General features: G+C 71.7%; 18 protein-coding genes. 5 read left to right on the forward strand and 13 right to left on the reverse strand.

Going from position 1 to position 17,659, the window contains the following annotated elements:
- Positions 1 to 17 precede the first annotated feature (17 nt).
- The 3 genes from efeU to QM572_RS07840 all read right to left on the reverse strand — a co-directional run bounded on the left by efeU (position 18) and on the right by QM572_RS07840 (position 2,073).
- Complete coding sequence (gene efeU, locus QM572_RS07830) at positions 18 to 968, reverse strand: iron uptake transporter permease EfeU (protein WP_415091765.1); 951 nt, start codon at positions 966 to 968, stop codon at positions 18 to 20.
- A 70-nt stretch (positions 969 to 1,038) separates the two neighbouring features.
- Positions 1,039 to 1,755, reverse strand: coding sequence for a DsbA family oxidoreductase (locus tag QM572_RS07835; RefSeq protein WP_415091767.1), 717 nt, complete (start codon positions 1,753 to 1,755; stop codon positions 1,039 to 1,041).
- A 36-nt stretch (positions 1,756 to 1,791) separates the two neighbouring features.
- Complete coding sequence (locus tag QM572_RS07840) at positions 1,792 to 2,073, reverse strand: helix-turn-helix domain-containing protein (RefSeq protein WP_415091769.1); 282 nt, start codon at positions 2,071 to 2,073, stop codon at positions 1,792 to 1,794.
- A gap of 131 nt (positions 2,074 to 2,204) precedes the next feature.
- On the opposite strand from QM572_RS07840, the gene QM572_RS07845 reads away from it, so the two are divergent.
- A complete protein-coding gene (locus tag QM572_RS07845) occupies positions 2,205 to 2,510 on the forward strand; it encodes a DUF6907 domain-containing protein (RefSeq protein WP_415091771.1) in 306 nt (101 codons plus the stop codon).
- 137 nt (positions 2,511 to 2,647) lie between these two features.
- Here QM572_RS07845 and ilvC read toward each other — a convergent pair whose 3' ends face one another.
- The 8 genes from ilvC to ilvD form a co-directional block, all read right to left on the reverse strand.
- Positions 2,648 to 3,673, reverse strand: a complete 1,026-nt coding sequence (gene ilvC, locus QM572_RS07850; protein ID WP_415091773.1) for a ketol-acid reductoisomerase — start codon at positions 3,671 to 3,673, stop codon at positions 2,648 to 2,650.
- Between the two features lie 45 nt (positions 3,674 to 3,718).
- On the reverse strand, positions 3,719 to 4,282 hold the full coding sequence (gene ilvN / locus QM572_RS07855) for an acetolactate synthase small subunit (RefSeq protein WP_415091775.1): 564 nt from the start codon (positions 4,280 to 4,282) through the stop codon (positions 3,719 to 3,721).
- A gap of 82 nt (positions 4,283 to 4,364) precedes the next feature.
- Complete coding sequence (locus tag QM572_RS07860) at positions 4,365 to 6,125, reverse strand: acetolactate synthase large subunit (protein ID WP_415091777.1); 1,761 nt, start codon at positions 6,123 to 6,125, stop codon at positions 4,365 to 4,367.
- 234 nt (positions 6,126 to 6,359) lie between these two features.
- On the reverse strand, positions 6,360 to 7,055 hold the full coding sequence (locus QM572_RS07865; RefSeq protein ID WP_415091779.1) for a GNAT family N-acetyltransferase: 696 nt from the start codon (positions 7,053 to 7,055) through the stop codon (positions 6,360 to 6,362).
- Entirely contained in the window at positions 7,055 to 7,435 is a 381-nt protein-coding gene (locus tag QM572_RS07870; RefSeq protein ID WP_415091781.1) for a type II toxin-antitoxin system VapC family toxin, read from the reverse strand. The genes QM572_RS07865 and QM572_RS07870 overlap by 1 nt, the downstream gene beginning before the upstream one ends.
- Positions 7,419 to 7,706, reverse strand: a complete 288-nt coding sequence (locus QM572_RS07875; protein ID WP_415091783.1) for a hypothetical protein — start codon at positions 7,704 to 7,706, stop codon at positions 7,419 to 7,421. Before QM572_RS07875 ends, QM572_RS07870 begins: the two co-directional genes overlap by 17 nt.
- 37 nt (positions 7,707 to 7,743) lie before the next feature.
- A complete protein-coding gene (locus tag QM572_RS07880; protein ID WP_415091785.1) occupies positions 7,744 to 8,769 on the reverse strand; it encodes a hypothetical protein in 1,026 nt (341 codons plus the stop codon).
- The gene (ilvD, locus tag QM572_RS07885) at positions 8,766 to 10,613 is read right to left on the reverse strand and encodes a dihydroxy-acid dehydratase (RefSeq protein WP_415091787.1); all 1,848 of its coding nucleotides are present in this window, start codon (positions 10,611 to 10,613) and stop codon (positions 8,766 to 8,768) included. The genes QM572_RS07880 and ilvD overlap by 4 nt, the downstream gene beginning before the upstream one ends.
- Positions 10,614 to 10,672: 59 nt before the next feature.
- Here ilvD and QM572_RS07890 point away from each other — a divergent pair, with 59 nt between their 5' ends.
- The 4 genes from QM572_RS07890 (at position 10,673) to QM572_RS07905 (ending at position 15,910) form a co-directional block, all read left to right on the forward strand.
- Positions 10,673 to 11,416 carry a beta-phosphoglucomutase family hydrolase gene (locus QM572_RS07890; RefSeq protein ID WP_415091789.1) on the forward strand — a complete coding sequence of 248 codons (744 nt, stop codon included), beginning with the start codon at positions 10,673 to 10,675 and terminating at the stop codon, positions 11,414 to 11,416.
- Entirely contained in the window at positions 11,413 to 13,986 is a 2,574-nt protein-coding gene (locus QM572_RS07895; protein WP_415091791.1) for a glycoside hydrolase family 65 protein, read from the forward strand. Before QM572_RS07890 ends, QM572_RS07895 begins: the two co-directional genes overlap by 4 nt.
- Before the next feature lie 116 nt (positions 13,987 to 14,102).
- Complete coding sequence (locus QM572_RS07900; protein WP_415091793.1) at positions 14,103 to 14,966, forward strand: EamA family transporter; 864 nt, start codon at positions 14,103 to 14,105, stop codon at positions 14,964 to 14,966.
- Positions 14,967 to 14,989: 23 nt separating this feature from the next.
- Positions 14,990 to 15,910, forward strand: a complete 921-nt coding sequence (locus QM572_RS07905) for an alpha/beta fold hydrolase (RefSeq protein ID WP_415091795.1) — start codon at positions 14,990 to 14,992, stop codon at positions 15,908 to 15,910.
- A 2-nt stretch (positions 15,911 to 15,912) separates the two neighbouring features.
- Here the strand turns inward: QM572_RS07905 and QM572_RS07910 are convergent, their stop codons facing one another.
- The gene (locus QM572_RS07910) at positions 15,913 to 16,683 is read right to left on the reverse strand and encodes an adenosylcobinamide-GDP ribazoletransferase (RefSeq protein WP_415091797.1); all 771 of its coding nucleotides are present in this window, start codon (positions 16,681 to 16,683) and stop codon (positions 15,913 to 15,915) included.
- A 12-nt stretch (positions 16,684 to 16,695) separates the two neighbouring features.
- Positions 16,696 to 17,659: nicotinate-nucleotide--dimethylbenzimidazole phosphoribosyltransferase (gene cobT, locus QM572_RS07915; protein WP_415091799.1), on the reverse strand; the 964-nt coding region annotated here is incomplete at its 5' end.

Genomic DNA, 17,659 nt, shown 5'->3' on the forward strand with positions numbered 1-17,659 from the left:
CCCGGCCACGCGACCGCTCAGCGGCTCCGGGTCGGGGGAGCGGCCGTGGCGGCCGTCGCCGCGGTCGCGCTCCTGCTCGGCATGGGGACCGCGAGCAGGAGCGCGACCGCGGCGACGGCCGCCACGGCCGCTCCCCCGACCCGGAGCCGCTGAGCGGTCGCGTGGCCGGGCAGGCGCGAGGCCGGCCAGAGCATGAGGGCGAGCATCGGCACGAGGTACGCCGCCCAGGCGAGCACCTCGACGACGCGGGGATCTGCGGGGATCCCCAGCACGCCCGTCACGAGCGCGCTGCGCACCGAGCCGTTCGGGGCGAGCCAGGAGAGGTCGACGGTGCGGCCCTGGCCGACGTTGACCCAGCCGGCCTCGTGGGCGGTGCGGAACGCGAAGAGGACCAGCCCGGCGGCGACGAAGACGAGGAAGAGGCCGGTGATCGTGAAGAATCGCTGGAGGTTGATCCGCACGCCGCCGGCGAACATCAGCCAGCCGAGCACGATCGCCGAGGCGATGCCGAGCACGGCGCCGGAGACGGCGGTCGGCGCACTGGTGGCGTGCTGGAAGGTCGCGAGCAGGAAGACCGCCGTCTCGAAGCCCTCGCGGAGGACGGCGAGGAACGCCATGACCGCGAGCGCGGTCGTGGTCCCGGTCGCCAGCGCGTCGGCGGCGTGGGCCTCCAGCTCGCGCTTCATCGTGCGCGCGTGACCGCGCATCCACAGGATCATGCCGGTGACGAAGACGACGGCGACTGCGCCGATGACGGTCTCGAGCGCCTCCTGCTCGGCCTGCGGGAGGCTCTGCTCCACGAGGTCGAGCACGACGCCGACGGCGATCGAGAGGGCCACCCCGGCGGCGACCCCGATCCACAGCCCGCGGAGCCGGGCGCCGTTCTGGCGGAGGAAGGTCGCCACGATCGTCACGATGAGGACGGCCTCGAGGCCCTCTCGCAGTCCGATCACGAAGGTGGGGAGCACGAGCCGCCACCCTACCTTAGGTAAGGCTAACTTGACTACATCGCTTCTCTATCGAGCGCCGACCTCGGGCTCAGAGCGCGCAGCCCTCCGGACCGCACGCGCCGTCGGCCGCGTCGCCGCCGAGGGTGGCGAGCACGGGATGGGACTCGTTCCACGCCTGCGCGATCGCCTGGGCGAAGACCTCCGTCGGCTGGGCCCCGGAGATGCCGTAGCGACCGTCGAGGACGAAGAAGGGCACGCCGGTGGCGCCGTACGCCTGGGCCTGAGCCCGGTCGGCGGCGACCTCGTCGGCGAACTCGTCGCTCGCGAGGACGTCGTCGACCCGCTGCGGGTCGAGGCCCTCGGCGACGGCCAGCTCGGCCAGGACGCCGTGGTCGGCGACGTTGCGGGCGTGGACGAAGTAGGCCTCGAGCAGTCGCTCCTTGAGGGCAGCGGCCAGCGCGGGACCGCCGACGTGGCCTGCGAAGTGGAGGAGGCGGTGGGCGTCGACCGTGTTCACGTACGGCGACGCGTGGTGGTTCCACGTCATCCCCTCGGCCGCGGCGAGATCGGTCACCCGCTGCTGCATCTCGTGCGCTTGCTGCTCGCTCATGCCGTACCTGGCGGCCAGGTGCGCGGCGACCGTCTCGCCGCCGCCATCGCGCGGAGCCGTCGGGTCGAGCTGGAACGAGTGCCACACCACCTCGACCTCGTCGCCGTGCTCGAAGCCGCTCAGCGCCGTCTCCAGCCGCCGCTTCCCGATGTAGCACCACGGACAGACGACGTCACTCCACACCTCGATGCGCATGCCCCCAGAACGCCGCGCGGGGCGGTTCTGTTCCGCTCAGCGGCCGGCGGTGGCGTCCGGGAGGGACGTGGGGAGCAGGTCGACGATCGAGACCTCGAGGACCTGACTCAGCGCCACCAGCGTGGTGAGCCGCGGATTCATCGGCGCGCCCGGCCGGGACTCGCCCTTCTCGAACTTCTGATAGGTGAAGCCGGAGATCCCGGCCGCGAAGGCGACCCGCTCCTGGCTGAGCCCCCTCGCCTGCCGCGCGCGCTTCAGGTTGTGCCCGAGCTCCCGCGCGAACTCCTCCCAGGTGGGAGGTGACGGGCGCCGGGACATGGCACCAAGCGTTCCGTCGAGCAGCACTCGGTATGACCATCTTTAGATGGCTATTTCGGTGGCCGGGCCGAGAGCCGGCGGAGTGTCGGTGGCCACGCCTAGCCTCGTCCCACGAACGAACGAGGAGCGCCATGAAGAGTCCGCCCACGTGGCTCACCGAGCCCTGCCCCGTGTGGTGCGCCCGCGACCACGCCGAGGACGACCAGCCCGAGGATCGGGCGCATCGCAGCGCGGGCGTCTCCGTCGCGGTCATCGCCGCACGCCCGCGGATCGGGCGCCCGGAGGCACAGCCGCGCGAGCTCGTCCTCACCCGCTTCCAGCACCCCGGCGACCCGCGGAGCTGGGTCGCGCTCGAGCTCGACGGCCGGATCGCGACCCTCCTGCTCAGCGCCGAGAGCTACCGCGCCCTCCGGTCCGTCGACCCCCTCGCCGCCTGAGCACGCCCCGCGACCCGCCGTCAGCACGCGACGAAGGGCGCTCCCCGGGCGCGCGCCGCCGGCGCGGACCCGGGACGTGGGCAGGGGGTCATTCCGTCCGCCGGAATGACCCCCTGCCCACAGACGGGCGAGGCTCGTTACCTCGCGGCGCTTCCGTCGGTGTAGTCGGCGTCCTGCTGCTTCCAGGAGAAGTGGCTGCGGAGGACCTTGCCGGTGGCCTCGATGGAGTGCTGGGCCTCCTCCTCGCGGAGCTTGAGGAACTCGGCGCCGCCGTTGTCCTGGTCGGCGATGAAGCGCTTGGCGAAGGTGCCGTCCTGGATGTCGGACAGGATCGCCTGCATCGACTCCTTGGTGGCGGGCGTGATCACGCGCGGGCCGGAGACGTAGTCGCCGTACTCGGCGGTGTCGGAGACCGACCAGCGCTGCTTGGCGATGCCGCCCTCCCACATCAGGTCGACGATGAGCTTGAGCTCGTGGAGCACCTCGAAGTAGGCGATCTCGGGCTGGTAGCCGGCCTCGGTCAGGGTCTCGAAGCCCGCCTGGACGAGGTGCGAGACACCACCGCACAGCACGGCCTGCTCGCCGAAGAGGTCGGTCTCGGTCTCCTCGGTGAAGGTGGTCTTGATGACGCCGGCGCGGGTGCCGCCGATGCCCTTCGCGTAGGACTTCGCGAGGTCCCAGGCCGAGCCGGAGGCGTCCTGCTCGACGGCGATGATGTCCGGGATGCCGCGGCCGGCGACGTACTCGCGACGGACGGTGTGGCCGGGCGCCTTCGGCGCGACGAGGATGACGTCGACGCCCTCGGGGGCGACGATGTAGCCGAAGCGAATGTTGAAGCCGTGGCCGAAGACCAGCGTCTTGCCCGCGGTGACGTGGGCGGCGAGGTCGTCGGCGTACAGGCCGCGCTGGTGCTGGTCGGGGGCCAGGATGACGATGACGTCGGCCCACTCGGCGACCTCGGACGGGGTGCCGACGGTGAAGCCGGCGTCCTCGGCCTTGGGAACAGACTTCGAGCCGGTCTTGAGGCCGATGCGGACGTCGACGCCGGAGTCGCGCAGGTTGAGCGCGTGGGCGTGGCCCTGGCTGCCGTAGCCGATGACCGCGACCTTCTTCGCCTGGATCAGGCTCAGGTCGGCGTCGTCGTCGTAGTAGATCTCAGCCACGAGGGCTCTCCTTCTTGTTGGGGTCTGCGATGAGAAGTGGGTGGTTCAGCTGGCTGCGGGAGGAGCCGGTACGGCGACGGGGCGGGCCGAGCGCTCGGAGATGGAGCGCGAGCCGCGGCCGATGGCGACCATGCCGGACTGGACGAGCTCGCGGATGCCGAAAGGCTCGAGCACGCGGAGGAAGTCGGCCAGCTTGGCCGAGTTGCCGGTGATCTGGATCGTGACGGCGTCGGGCGCGACGTCGATCACCTTCGCGCGGAAGAGCTGGACGGTGTCGAGCACCTGCCCGCGCGTCTCGACCGTCGCGGCCACCTTGACGAGCAGCAGCTCGCGCTGGACGGCCTGGCCCTGCTCGAGCTCGACGATCTTGATGACCTCGACCAGCTTGTTGAGCTGCTTGGTCACCTGCTCGAGCGGGGTGTCCTTGACGTTGACGACGATCGTCATCCGGGAGATGCCGACGTGCTCGGTCGGGCCGACCGCCAGGGACTCGATGTTGAAGCCGCGGCGGCTGAAGAGCGCCGACACGCGGGCGAGCACGCCCGGGCGGTCCTCGACGAGCACCGACAGGGTGTGGCGGCCGCTGGTCACGGCGTCGTTGGCTGCCATCAGTATCGTCCGTTCGCTCGCAGCGCACCTGCACGGTGCGGGTCGGATGTGGGCTGCGATCCGCCGCAGCTGCGCGCTTCGCTCACAGGTCGTCCTCGTCGAACGTGGGCGCGAGGTCGCGCGCGTACTGGATCTCGTCGTTGCTGGCGCCGCCGGCGATCATCGGCCACACCATGGCGTCCTTGTTGACCCGGAAGTCGACGACGACGGGGACGTCGTTGATCTCCATCGCCTTCTCGATGGTCGCGTCGACGTCCTCGACGGAGTCGCACGCGAGGCCGACGCAGCCGTAGGCCTCGGCGAGCTTCGGGAAGTCCGGGACGCGAGTGATGCCGGCGCCGCGGGCGATATGACTCTGGAGGTTGGTGTTGGAGTAGCGCTCGTTGTAGAAGAGCGTCTGCCACTGGCGGACCATGCCGAGGTTGTCGTTGTTGACGACGGCGACCTTGATCGGGATGCCCTCGATCGCGCAGGTGGCGAGCTCCTGGTTGGTCATCTGGAAGCAGCCGTCGCCGTCGATCGACCAGACGGTCGCGTCGGGGCGGCCGACCTTGGCCCCCATCGCCGCGGGCACCGAGTAGCCCATGGTCCCGGCGCCGCCGGAGTTGAGCCAGGTGCGCGGGTGCTCGTAGCTGATGAACTGCGCGGCCCACATCTGGTGCTGGCCCACGCCGCCGACGTAGATCGCCTCCGGACCGGCGATCCGGCCGAGCCGCTCGATGACGTACTGCGGGGAGAGCCCCTCGGCCGGCAGGTCGTAGCCGAGCGGGTACGACGCCTTGATCCCGGCCACGTAGGCGACCCAGGACTCGTAGTCACCCTGCCGGCCCGCCGCGCGCTCGGCCTCGAGCGCGACGAGCAGGTCGGCGATCACCTCGCGGATGTCGCCGACGATCGGGACGTCCGCGTGGCGGTTCTTGCCGATCTCGGCAGGGTCGATGTCGGCGTGGATGACCAGCGCCTTGGGCGCGAAGGTCGCCAGGTCGCCGGTCACGCGGTCGTCGAACCGCGCGCCCAGGCTGATGATGAGATCGGACTTCTGCAGGCCGGCCACCGCGGCGACGCTGCCGTGCATGCCGGGCATGCCGAGGTGCTGGGGGTGGCTGTCGGGGAAGGCGCCGCGGGCCATCAGCGTGGTGACGACCGGGATGCCGGTGAGCTCGGCCAGCTTGCGCAGCTCGCGGTGGGCGCCGGAGCGGATGGTGCCGCCGCCGACGTACAGGACGGGCTTCTTGGAGGCGAGGATCAGCTTGGCCGCCTCGCGGATCTGCTTGGCGTGGGGCTTGGTCACCGGGCGGTAGCCGGGCAGCTGGAGCTCGGTCGGCCAGCGGAAGGTCGTCGTCGCCTGGAGCGCCGACTTGGTGACGTCGACCAGGACCGGGCCGGGGCGGCCGGTGGAGGCGAGGTGGAAGGCCTCCGCGATCCGCTGCGGGATCTCGTCGGGGTCGGTGACGAGGAAGTTGTGCTTGGTGATCGGCATCGTGATGCCGCGGATGTCCGCCTCCTGGAAGGCGTCGGTGCCGATGAGGCTCTCCCCCACCTGACCGGTGATCGCGACCATCGGGACGGAGTCCATGTAGGCGTCGGCGATCGGCGTGACGAGGTTGGTCGCGCCCGGGCCCGAGGTCGCCATGCAGACGCCGACCTTGCCGGTCGCCGCGGCGTAGCCCTCGGCGGCGTGGCCGGCACCCTGCTCGTGGCGCACGAGGATGTGGCGGATGCTCGAGTCGAAGAGGGGGTCGTAGGCCGGGAGGATCGCCCCACCCGGGATGCCGAAGATGGTGTCGACCCCGGCCGCCTCCAGGGAGGTCACCAGGCTCTGGGCCCCGCTGATGTCGCTCATGTCTCTTCCTCGTGGTTCTGCCGGCTCGCTAGCCGGTCGTTCTGCCTGCCGTACGCAACAAAAAACCCTCCGGCCATCAGGCAACGGAGGGAGACGCGCTCGCTGGGTGGATCAGTGGGCGCGTCGTGTGCGTACGAGAATGTCCAGGCGCATGGGCGTCAGGCTACTCCCCCGGCAACAGATCCGTCATCTCAGTGTCGCACGGCGTCCCGACATGTGAGCAAATCGGTCTCGTCAGGCGAACGAGGACAGTGACTGCCGCTGTCGTCCGTCGGCGTCGAAGTTCTCCGGCGCCAGCCACGCCTCCTGCGTACGCCGGATGGCCGGCCACTCCGCGTCGGTGATCGAGAACCACGCGGTGTCCCGGTTGCGGCCCTTCACCACCAGGTGGTTGCGGAAGGTTCCCTCGTAGGCGAAGCCGAACCGCTCGGCCGCCCGGCGGGACGGCGCGTTGAGCGCGTTGCACTTCCACTCGAAGCGGCGGTAGCCCAGCTCGTCGAAGGCGTAGGACTGCAGCAGGTGGATCGCCTCGGTCGCGGCCGTCGTCCGCTGCAGGTCAGCGCCGAGGCAGATCCCGCCCACCTCCATCGACCCGTGCGCCGGCACGACGTTCATCAGGCTCAGGAAGCCGGCCGGCCTCCCTGCCCGCGGACCGGCGTGGGGCACGACGGCGAACGTCGCCGGCTCCACCTCGAGGGTGCCGGCGAGCAGCATCCACAGCGCCTGCCGGCTGCCGGGCATCTCGGCCGGGAGGTAGGTCCACCGCTCCGCGTCGCCGGGGTTGCCGCAGGTGGCGTCGTAGAGGTCGGCGAAGTGGGCGCTGGTCAGCGGCTTGAGCGTGACGTGGCGCCCCTCGAGGCCGATGCGCTCCGCGCCCGGCCGTGGCGCCCAGCCCTCGACGACCTCCCCGACGGGCAGCTCGCTCGCCATCAGTAGGGCCGCTCGAGGTCGGGGAACATCGGGAAGTGCTTGACGTTGTGGGTCCAGAGCTTCGCGCCGAGCGTCTGAGCTGTGGCGGCGACAAGATAGTCGCCCAGCCCGATCGATGTGTGGGAGCGGAGGAAGCGGTGGTTCCACTCGCCCGCGAGCTCGGCGATGTCCTCGCTCACCGTGATCCATTCCGGCACGCGTAGGACCTCGTCGTAGTCTCGCCGCTCCGAGGACCGCAGCCCGGTCAGCACCTCCGTCCGAGTGACGACCGACGCCGTCACGAGCTCCCCGCTCGCGACCAGACCATGCAACGCCGCCCGAGCACCCGCCCGATCACGGAGCCAGTCGATCAGCACCGTGGTGTCAAGGACGACCGTCACCCGGCCCCCACAACTGCTCAAGGCGCTCGGCCGCACTGGGGCCGATCCGACGTGCCGCGATCTCGTCGAGGATGTCGTATTCAGGACCCGCGAAGGCTCCCGCGTATTTGTCGATGATCGCGAGCTTCTCCTCGATCGAGAGCTTGCCGGGGTACGTCTCATCGACGGCTCGGCGCACCAGCTCGCCCAGCCCGAGCCCGGTCCGTGCCGACTCCGCCTTGAGGCGCGCGTACTGCGCGTCCTCGAGGATGACCTGCGTCCGATGGCTCATGATGTAACCCTACATCGGCCTGCCCGCAGAAGCCTGGCTACTGGAAGCTGATGAAGCGCACGCGTGGCCGGATCCGCTTGACCGCCTTGGGTCCCATCCGGCGTACGTCCTCGTCGTAGAAGAGCTTGAAGCCCATCGAGAACTGCTTCGGGCGAGCGACGAGGTGGTACGTCGCCAGCTTCTCGCCGCGGGTGCCGAAGCCGTCGACGTGCTGGATCATCGCGAGGCCGGGGCGCGCGCGGATGCGGTCGGCGCGGCGGACCATGCGGTTGCGGAACTGGTGGAGCATGAACACCTTCTCCGGCAGGCCGCGGCTGGTCGTGAAGCGGGAGAGCCAGCCGGAGACCTCGTTGACCTCGGCGGCGTCGACGTGACCGATCACCCGGCCCGGCCGCTCCCCGCCGTGCACCCTCCACTCCGGGTCGATGGCGAGGCCGACCCACGGGTCGGCGAGCGCCCATGCCCAGCGGCGCGCGACCTCGAGGAAGTCGCTGCGCCCGGGCTGCAGGTCGAGGATCACCAGCGCGTCGTGCCGGTGGGCGGCGGCGATCCACTCCCGGACCTGCCTCCGCTTGATGTCGTGGCTGTAGTCGCCGTCCTTGCCGGGATAGGAGTCGGCGACGGTGACGATCAGCTCGTAGACGGTCTGGATCGGCCGGCCGAGGCTGCGGAAGTGGGCCGCCTCCCGACGCAGCCGGGCGTCGCTGACGTCGGGACGCCGCTCCCCCAGCACGCCGAGCGCACCGGTGCCCGCGGTGCCGTAGTAGGCGACCAGCAGCGGGTCGCCCTCGAAGATCCGCGAGCGGCCGCCCGGCAGCAGCGCCGGCTGCGGCGCAGGTGTCGTGACCGTGGGCGCGGTCGCGGTCGCGGGCGGAGCGTCGGTCGTGGGCGGGACCGCGGTGGCGGCGGGACTGGGCGTCACCGTCACGGTGTGCGTGGGCCTCGCGGTGCCGTCACGGGCGCCGAGGGGCTCGATGCGCGTCGCCCAGATGGCGAGCAGGACCAGTCCGAGGACGCAGACCCCGATGCCGGCGATCCGCCAGCGCTCGCGTCGTCGGATCACTCAGGAACGCGGCGGTAGGCGCCGTCGGAGGCCGCGGTGGCCATCGACGCATAGGCCCGCAGGGCACCGGAGACGAAGCGCTCGCGGGTGGCCGGCGTGAACGGCTTGTCCCGCTTCTCCTGCGCCGCCCGACGCTGGTCGAGCACCAGCTGGTCGACGTCGAGGGTGATCGAGCGGCCCGGGATGTCGATGGTGATCTGGTCACCGTCCTCGACGAGCGCGATGGCGCCGCCGCCCGCCGCCTCCGGGCTGACGTGGCCGATGGAGAGGCCCGACGTACCGCCGCTGAAGCGGCCGTCGGTGAGCAGCGCGCACTTCTGGCCGAGCCCGAGACCCTTGAGGTAGGAGGTCGGGTAGAGCATCTCCTGCATGCCGGGGCCGCCCTTGGGGCCCTCGTAGCGGATCACGACCACGTGACCCTCCGTGACGTCCTTCCTCAGGATGCCCTCGACGGCGTCGTCCTGGGACTCGAACACGATGGCCGTGCCCGTGAACCGCCAGATCTCCTCGGGCACGCCCGCGGTCTTCACGACGCAGCCGTCGGGAGCGAGGTTGCCCTTGAGGATCGCGAGGCCGCCGTCCTTGGTGTAGGCGTGCTCGATGTCGCGGATGCAGCCGTCGGCCTGGTCGACGTCGAGGGTGGCCCACTCGTTCTCGGTGGAGAAGGCCTGCGTCGTCCGCACGCCGCCGGGGGCGGCCTTGAACAGGTCGAGCGCCGTGTCGGAGGCCTTGCCACCGCGGATGTCCCACTCGTCGAGCCACTCCTGGAGGCTCAGGGAGTGGACGGAGTGGACCTCCTTGTTGAGCAGGCCGCCGCGGTTGAGCTCGCCGAGCAGCGCGGGGATGCCGCCGGCGCGGTGGACGTCCTCCATGTGGTACTTCGGGGTGTTGGGCGCGACCTTGCTCAGGCACGGCACGCGCCGCGAGACGGCGTCGATGTCGTCGACGCTGAAGGTCATCCCGGCCTCGCGGGCCGCGGCCAGCAGGTGCAGCACGGTGTTGGTGGAGCCGCCCATGGCGACGTCGAGCGCGAAGGCGTTCTCGAAGGCCTCATGGGTGGCGATGTTGCGCGGCAGGACCGACTCGTCGTCCTCGTCGTAGTAGCGCTTGCAGAGCTCGACGACCAGGCGGCCGGCCTCCTCGAAGAGCGCGCGGCGCTTGGCGTGGGTCGCCAGCGTCGAGCCGTTGCCGGGGAGGCTGAGGCCGATGGCCTCGGTCAGGCAGTTCATCGAGTTGGCGGTGAACATGCCGCTGCACGAGCCGCACGTGGGACACGCGCTGCGCTCCACGACGTCGAGCTGCTCGTCGGTGACGTTCTCGTTGACCGCGAGCACCATCGCGTCGACGAGGTCGAGCTTGGAGTGGACGATCCCCTCGATGGCCTGGGTCTTGCCGGCCTCCATCGGGCCGCCGGAGACGAAGACGACCGGGATGTTGAGCCGCAGCGCGGCCATGAGCATCCCGGGGGTGATCTTGTCGCAGTTGGAGATGCAGACGAGGGCGTCGGCGCGGTGCGCCTCCACCATGTACTCCACCGCGTCGGCGATGAGCTCGCGGCTCGGCAGGCTGTAGAGCATGCCCGCGTGGCCCATCGCGATGCCGTCGTCGACGGCGATGGTGTTGAACTCCTTGGCCACCCCGCCGGCCGCCGCGACCTGCTCGGCCACGATCTTGCCGAGGTCGCGCAGGTGCACGTGCCCGGGCACGAACTCGGTGAAGGAGTTCGCGATCGCGACGATCGGCTTGCCGAAGTCGTCGTCGGTCATGCCGGTGGCGCGCCACAGCGCGCGAGCACCGGCCATGTTGCGGCCCGAGGTCGAGGTGGCGGAGCGGAGGACAGGCATGGAAACAAGGGTACGCCGCGCCGCTGACAGCGACCTTGAGCGGTCGATAGCCTGGCCGCATGACGGCGACGGGCGTACCCGACTGGACGACGTACAAGGCTGTTCTCTTCGATCTGGACGGGGTGGTGACGCCCACCGCCCTGGTCCACATGCGGGCGTGGGCGGAGATGTTCGACGCCTATCTGGCCACGCGACCGGCCGAGGAGGCCCAGGCTCCGTTCACCGACGCGGACTACCACACGTGGGTCGACGGCAAGCCGCGGTACGACGGGGTGCGGGACTTCCTCGCCTCGCGCGGCATCCACCTGGACGAGTCCGAGGTGATCCGGCTGGGCGACGAGAAGAACCGACGCGTCAACGAGGTGCTGGAGCGCGACGGCGTCGAGGCCTATCCCGGCTCGGTCCGGCTGATCGACCACCTCGGCGGTCTCGGCATCAAGCAGGCCGTGGTGAGCTCCTCGGCCAACGCCCCCACGGTGCTCCGGGCCGCTGGTCTCCTCGACCGCTTCGAGACGATCGTCGACGGCAACGTCGCCCGCGAGCTGGGCCTGCCGGGCAAGCCGAACCCCGACACCTTCCTCTACGCGGCCCAGGTGCTCGGCGCCGACGCCGCCTCGTCGGTGGTGCTCGAGGACGCGGTGAGCGGAGTCGCGGCCGGGAGGGCCGGCCACTTCGGCCTCACCATCGGGGTCGACCGCGGAGCGGGCGACGCCCTGCTGGCCGCCGGCGCCGACGTACTCGTCCAGGATCTCGCCCAGCTGATCCCGGCCGACGCTCCCGGCGCCACGGAGGCGAGGCGATGAGCCGCCGCGAGGCCGACGGGCCCGACCCCATCGACCGCGCTCGCTTCCCCGTCGATCCCTGGCGGCTGATCGAGACCTCCACCTCCACCGAGGACCCCGGCCTGACCGAGACGCTCTTCTCGGTCGCCAACGGCTATCTCGGCATGCGCGGCAACCCCGAGGAGGGCCGGCCGAGCTTCGCCCACGGCACCTTCGTCAACGGCTTCCACGAGACCTGGCCGATCCGGCATGCCGAGAACGCGTTCGGCTTCGCCAAGACGGGCCAGACGATCGTCAACGCGCCGGACGCGAAGGTCATGAAGATCTACGTCGACGACGAGCCGCTGACCTTCGGCACCTCCGACCTGGAGGCCTACGAGCGGACGCTGGACTTCCGCGACGGCATCCTGCGGCGCAGCCTCGTCTGGCGTACGCCGAGCGGCAAGCGGGTCAAGATCGACTCCAGCCGCATGGTCTCCATGACCCAGCGCCACCTCGCGGTGATGACGCTCGAGGTCACGATGCTCTCCGGCGACGCTCCCCTGGTCATCTCCTCCCAGCTGCTCAACCGGCAGGACGGCCGCGACGAGTACCACCACCGCAACAGCCCCGACGCGCAGGGCTCGGATCCGCGCAAGGCGGCGGCCTTCGACGAGCGCGTGCTGCTGCCGCGGATGTCGTACGCGCACGACGACCGGATGCTGCTCGGCTACGAGGCGGCCAAGTCGGGGATGACGATCGCGGTCGCCGCCGACCATCACCTCACCACCCGCGACCAGGTCGACACCATCGTGCGCGCCGACGACGACCGCACCAAGATGGTCTTCCGGGTCGACGCGACCGAGGGGACGACGCTCCGGCTCGACAAGATCGTGGCCTACCACTCCTCGCGCGGCGTCCCGGTGCGCGAGCTCTCCGACCGCTGCGACCGCACCCTCGACCGCGCCGCGGGCCTCGGCGTCGCCCGCCTCGCCGAGGAGCAGCGGCGCTGGTGGTCCGACTTCTGGGCCGCCAGCGACGTCACCGTCGCCGGCCCGGACGAGCGGTTCGCCGCCGTACAGCAGGCGATCCGGTTCAACCTGTTCACCGTCGCGCAGGCGTCGGCCCGCGCCGACGGCATCGGCGTGCCCGCCAAGGGGGTGACCGGCTCGGGCTACGAGGGGCACTACTTCTGGGACACCGAGATCTACGTCGTGCCGTTCCTCACCTACACCCAGCCCGCGCTGGCGCGGAACGTGCTGCACTTCCGCTCGGTGATGCTGCCGGCGGCACGCGAGCGAGCGGTCGAGGTCGCGCAGAAGGGGGCGCTCTTCCCCTGGCGCACCATCAACGGCGAGGAGGCGTCGGCCTACTACGCGGCCGGCACGGCGCAGGTCCACATCGACGCCGACGTGGTCTACGCGATCGTCAAGTACGTCGCCGCCACCGGCGACACCGGCTTCCTCATCCGCGAGGGCATCGACATCCTCGTCGAGACGTCCCGGATGTGGGCCGACCTCGGCTTCTGGCGCCAGTCGCCCCTCGGCGGCGAGGAGTCCTTCCACATCCACGGCGTCACGGGGCCCGACGAGTACACGACCGTCGTCAACAACAACCTCTTCACCAACGTGATGGCGCGGTTCAACCTCGAGCAGGCGGTGCACGCGGTCAACTTCATCAAGGCGACCGCGCCGGAGGACTACCGCCAGATCGCCGGCCGGCTCCACCTCACCGACGACGAGGTCGCCGAGTGGAGCCGCTGCGCCGAGTCCATGCGGATCCCGTACGACGAGGGGCTGGGCATCCACCCCCAGGACGACTCGTTCCTCGACCGCGAGGTCTGGGACCTGCCGAACACGCCCGCGGACCTGCGGCCGCTGCTGCTGCACTACCACCCGCTGGTGATCTACCGGTTCCAGGTGCTCAAGCAGGCCGACGTCGTGATGGCGCTCTTCCTCCAGGGCGACCGCTTCACGATGGAGCAGAAGCGCGCGGACTTCGAGTACTACGACCCGATCACCACCGGCGACTCCACCCTCTCGGCGGTCGCGCAGTCGATCATCGCCGCGGAGGTGGGCTACCACGAGGTGGCGCTGCGCTACTTCTACGACGCCCTCTACGTCGACCTCGGCAACCTCCACGGCAACACCGTCGACGGGATGCACGTCGCCTCGACCGGCGGCGTGTGGTCGGCGCTGACCTTCGGGTTCGGCGGCATGCGCGACTTCGGCGGGCAGCTGGCCTTCGACCCGCGACTGCCGGAGGAGTGGGACGAGCTGGTCTTCCGGGTGCGCTGGCGCGACACCCGCCTGGTCGTGAAGCTGACCGAGGAGCGGATCGAGATCTCGGTGGACGAGGGCACCGGCACGGTGCCGCTGTCGATCCGCGGGGCGGGCTACACCGTGCGCCCCGACGCGCCCCTGGTCGTCGGCCTGCCCCACCACGGCGCCCGGACGTCCGGCCACCTCGGCCCGGTGCCGGTCGTCGGCGGCATCCGCGCCGACGGCTCGACGATCACCGCCACCGTCCCCGAGCCGTCCTACGGCCCGGTCGACCCGGTGACCGGCGAGGTGCAGCTGCCCGACTACGACCACGAGCGGCAGGGCGGCTGACGAGCCTCGCCGGCCACATCCACGCATTGGTGTGTTCTTGTCCGGCGTGTCGGGGTCGGCGTCGGCGTGTAACCCCGCACATGCACGATTCTGTCGCGGCCCGATAGCGTCACCGGGTGACCACGCCGCCGACCCGCGCGATCGGTCCGGTCGGGCTGGTGATCGTCGGGGTGCTGTCGGTTCAGCTGGGCGCGGCGATCGGGAAGTCGCTCTTCGACGAGATCTCGCCGACGACCGTCGTGTGGCTCCGACTGGCGACCTCGGCCGTCGTGCTCCTGCTGTGGGCGCGGCCGTCCGTGCGCGGGCGCACGTGGGCGCAGTGGTGGCCGGTGCTCGCGCTGGGCGTCGTACTCGGGGCGATGAACTGGTCGATCTACCAGTCCTTCGAGCGGATCCCGCTCGGGATCGCCATCACCATCGAGCTGGCCGGCCCGCTGACCCTCGCGATGCTGACCTCGAGGCGGGCGGCCGACCTGGTCTGGATCGGGTTGGCGGCGGTCGGGGTCGTGCTGCTCGGCTTCGAGCCCGGTGATCTGACGGTCGCCGGGGTGCTCTTCGCCGTCGTCGCGGGCGGGCTGTGGGCGGCGTACATCCTGCTGACGGCCCGGATCGGGCGGGCCTGGTCCGGCGTCGACGGTCTCGCCGTCGCCTCGGCGGTCGCGCTCGTCTGCCTGACGCCGGTGCTGGCCGGCGGCGGGCACCTCGGCGACCTCGGCACCACCCGGATCTGGATCATCGGGGCGGCGGTGGGACTGCTCTCGTCCGTGGTGCCCTACTCGGCCGAGATGATCGCGCTGCGGTCGCTCTCGCCGGTGGTCTTCGGCGTGCTGGTGTCGCTCGATCCGGCGGCCGCGGCGCTGGCCGCGCTGGCGGTCATCGGCGAGTCGCTCTCGGCGCTCCAGTGGCTCGCGATCGCGTGCGTCGTGGCGGCGAGCGTGGGCATGACACGCTCGGGGCACGAGACGCTCGTCGACGGGTAGCGCTCGACTGGCAGAATGGGGCCATGAGGACGCCTCCCTCTGCCACGGCCGCCGCGGCCCCGGTCGCGTACTACGACGTGCTGTCCGACGACGGGACCACCATCCGCGCCTGGACCAACGACCCCGATCGCCGCATCGACGGTCCCACGGTGGTGCTCTGCAACGGGCTCGCCACCACCGCGTGGTCCTGGCCCGCGCTGCTCTCGCCCGACTGCGGCGTCCGCGTCGTCTCGTGGAACCACCGCGGCACCGGCGGCTCGGACCGCCCCGCCGACCCCTCCGACGTCGGCATCGACCGCTTCGTGCAGGACGCGCTCTCCGTCATGGACTCCTTCGGGATCTCCAAGACGGTGCTCGTGGGCTGGTCGGCCGGGGTGAACACCATGTTCGAGCTGGCCGCCGAGCACCCCGAGCGGGTGTCGGGCCTCTTCGCCGTGGCGGGCGTTCCCGGCAACGTCTTCTCCCACCTCCTCGGGCCGCTGGGGCTGCCGTCGCCGCTGACCCGGGTGGTCACGAAGAGCTGGTCGCGCACGCTGCGCACGGTCGGGCCGGTGCTGACGCCGCTGACCCGGCGGCTGCCGATCAGCCGGCGGACCATCGAGACGCTCGCCCGCACCAAGCTGATCGGCCCGATGGCCGACGCCGAGCTCGCCGCCATGGCGCTCGCGGAGTTCCTGACCACTCCGGTCGACTGGTACTTCCACCTCGCGCTCCGCTCGGCCGAGCACCGCTTCGCCTCGCTGCGCCGGATCCGGGTGCCCGTGCAGTTCGTCGGCGGCACCTTCGACCTGCTCTCCTCCTCGCGCCGCATGGCCGCCGCCGCCGCGCAGCTCGCCGACGCCGAGGTCATCGAGCTGCGCGCCTCCCACTTCATCCCGCTCGAGCACCCCGAGCGCCTCCACCGCCTCCTGCTCGACTTCGTCGCCCGCGTCGGCACCCGCTGACCCTAGGCGAGGGCGGCGAGGAGGGCGGCCAGCGTGAGCTCCACGGCGGCGCCGAAGACGTCGCCGGTGACGCCCCCGAGACGGCGGCGCGTCCGCAGGAGGAGTACGCCGGCGACCGCCGCCCCGATCGCGACCGCGACACCACCACGCCACCACCCCAGGCCGGCCCAGGCGCCGAGCCCGGCGAGGACCGCCGCGGCGAGCAGCCAGACGACCGCGACCTCCGGCCGGGGCAGCGAGCCGGCGAACGTGTCGCCGAGACCGCCGGGGCGGGCCGACGGGATCCCCCTGGCACAGCAGAGCGGCAGCGCCGCCCGCGAGACCAGCACGGCAGCGCCGGCGAGGACCGACGCCGCGACCGGATGCGGCCCTCCGAGCAGCGCACCGAGGCCGATGACCTGGATCGCCACGACGAGCACGAGGGCGGCGGTGCCCGCGGGTCCCGACGTACCGGACTTCATGACCTCCAGCGAGCGGCTCGGCTCGAAGGAGGCCGCCAGCCCGTCGACGGTGTCGGAGAGGCCGTCGAGGTGGAAGGCGCGGTTGCCGAGGACGACGCCGGCGACGGCGATCGCCGCGCTCAGCAGCGGCGGCGCGTCGAGCAGGTGGCCGCCGACGCCGACCGCCACGACGACGAGGCCGAGCGGGAGCGCCGCGAGAGGCGCGAGCAGCATCGAGAGCCCGGCGGTGGCGCGGTCGACCGTGGTCGGCGGCCGTACCGGGACGACCGTCAGGGTGCCGAGCGCGAGCCGCCAGGCGTCGAGCAGCCGCACGGCCGACGAGTCTCAGGCGCCGAGCTCGGAGAGCAGGGCGACGTCGCGGAGGACCGCCACGGCACTGCGCACGACCGGGACGGCCGCGACGGCGCCCGAGCCCTCCCCCAGGCGGAGCGAGAGGTCGAGCAGCGGCTCGAGGCCGAGCTTCTCCAGCGCGAGCGACTGAGCGGGCTCGGTCGAGCGGTGCCCGGCCGCGAACCAGGCGGCGGCGCCGGGCTCGATCCGGTCGGCGGTGAGGGCGCAGGCCACGCTCATCAGCCCGTCGAGCAGCACGGGCACGCCGGCACGGGCCGCCTCGAGCAGGTAGCCGGTGGTCGCGGCGAGGTCGGCGCTGCCCAATGCCGCGAGCGCCTCGACGGGGTCGTCCGCCCGCTCGCACACGCGGTCGAGGGCGCTCTGCACGACCTGCGCCTTGTGGACCAGGGCGGTGTCGTCGATGCCGGTGCCGCGGCCGGTGACCTCCGTGGCGGGGAGCCCGAGCCCGGCGGCGATGAGGGCCGCCGCGGGGGTGGTGTTGCCGATGCCCATGTCGCCGCTGAGGAGCAGCTGCGCACCGGCGGCGATCTCCTCCCGGGCGACGGCGGCGCCGGCGGCGAGCGCGCTGCGGGTCTCCTCCGCGGTGAGCGCGTCCTCGAGGTGGATGGCGCCGCTGGAGCGCCGGACCTTGTGCGCGGTCAGGGCGTCGCGGGTGGCCTCGTCGAGGTCGGGGAAGTCCTCGTCGACGCCGAGGTCGAGGACGCGTACGGCGACACCGTGCGCGCTGGCCAGGGCGCTGACGCCCGCGCGGCCGGCCAGGAAGGTGCGCACCATGGCACCCGTGATCGCCGACGGGAAGGCGGAGACACCGTGCGCCGCGACGCCGTGGTCGCCGGCGAAGATCACCAGCCGCACGTGGTCGAGCGGCATCGGCGGGACGGCGCCCTGGCAGGCGGCGACCCACACGCCGAGCTCGCCGAGCCGGCCGAGAGCGCCC

It is taken from the genome of Nocardioides sp. (assembly GCF_047607365.1).
In the GTDB taxonomy this organism is placed as follows: Bacteria; Actinomycetota; Actinomycetes; order Propionibacteriales; family Nocardioidaceae; genus Nocardioides.

Excerpts from the sequence above, each read along its gene's own strand:
- QM572_RS07860 (WP_415091777.1), bottom strand. The coding sequence starts at position 6,125 with ATGAGCGACATCAGCGGGGCCCAGAGCCTGGTGACCTCCCTGGAGGCG.
- ilvN (WP_415091775.1), bottom strand. The coding sequence starts at position 4,282 with ATGGCAGCCAACGACGCCGTGACCAGCGGCCGCCACACCCTGTCGGTG.
- QM572_RS07840 (WP_415091769.1), bottom strand. The coding sequence starts at position 2,073 with ATGTCCCGGCGCCCGTCACCTCCCACCTGGGAGGAGTTCGCGCGGGAG.
- QM572_RS07895 (WP_415091791.1), top strand. The coding sequence starts at position 11,413 with ATGAGCCGCCGCGAGGCCGACGGGCCCGACCCCATCGACCGCGCTCGC.
- QM572_RS07845 (WP_415091771.1), top strand. The coding sequence starts at position 2,205 with ATGAAGAGTCCGCCCACGTGGCTCACCGAGCCCTGCCCCGTGTGGTGC.
- QM572_RS07865 (WP_415091779.1), bottom strand. The coding sequence starts at position 7,055 with ATGGCGAGCGAGCTGCCCGTCGGGGAGGTCGTCGAGGGCTGGGCGCCA.
- ilvD (WP_415091787.1), bottom strand. The coding sequence starts at position 10,613 with ATGCCTGTCCTCCGCTCCGCCACCTCGACCTCGGGCCGCAACATGGCC.
- QM572_RS07890 (WP_415091789.1), top strand. The coding sequence starts at position 10,673 with ATGACGGCGACGGGCGTACCCGACTGGACGACGTACAAGGCTGTTCTC.
- QM572_RS07835 (WP_415091767.1), bottom strand. The coding sequence starts at position 1,755 with ATGCGCATCGAGGTGTGGAGTGACGTCGTCTGTCCGTGGTGCTACATC.
- QM572_RS07905 (WP_415091795.1), top strand. The coding sequence starts at position 14,990 with ATGAGGACGCCTCCCTCTGCCACGGCCGCCGCGGCCCCGGTCGCGTAC.
- QM572_RS07875 (WP_415091783.1), bottom strand. The coding sequence starts at position 7,706 with ATGAGCCATCGGACGCAGGTCATCCTCGAGGACGCGCAGTACGCGCGC.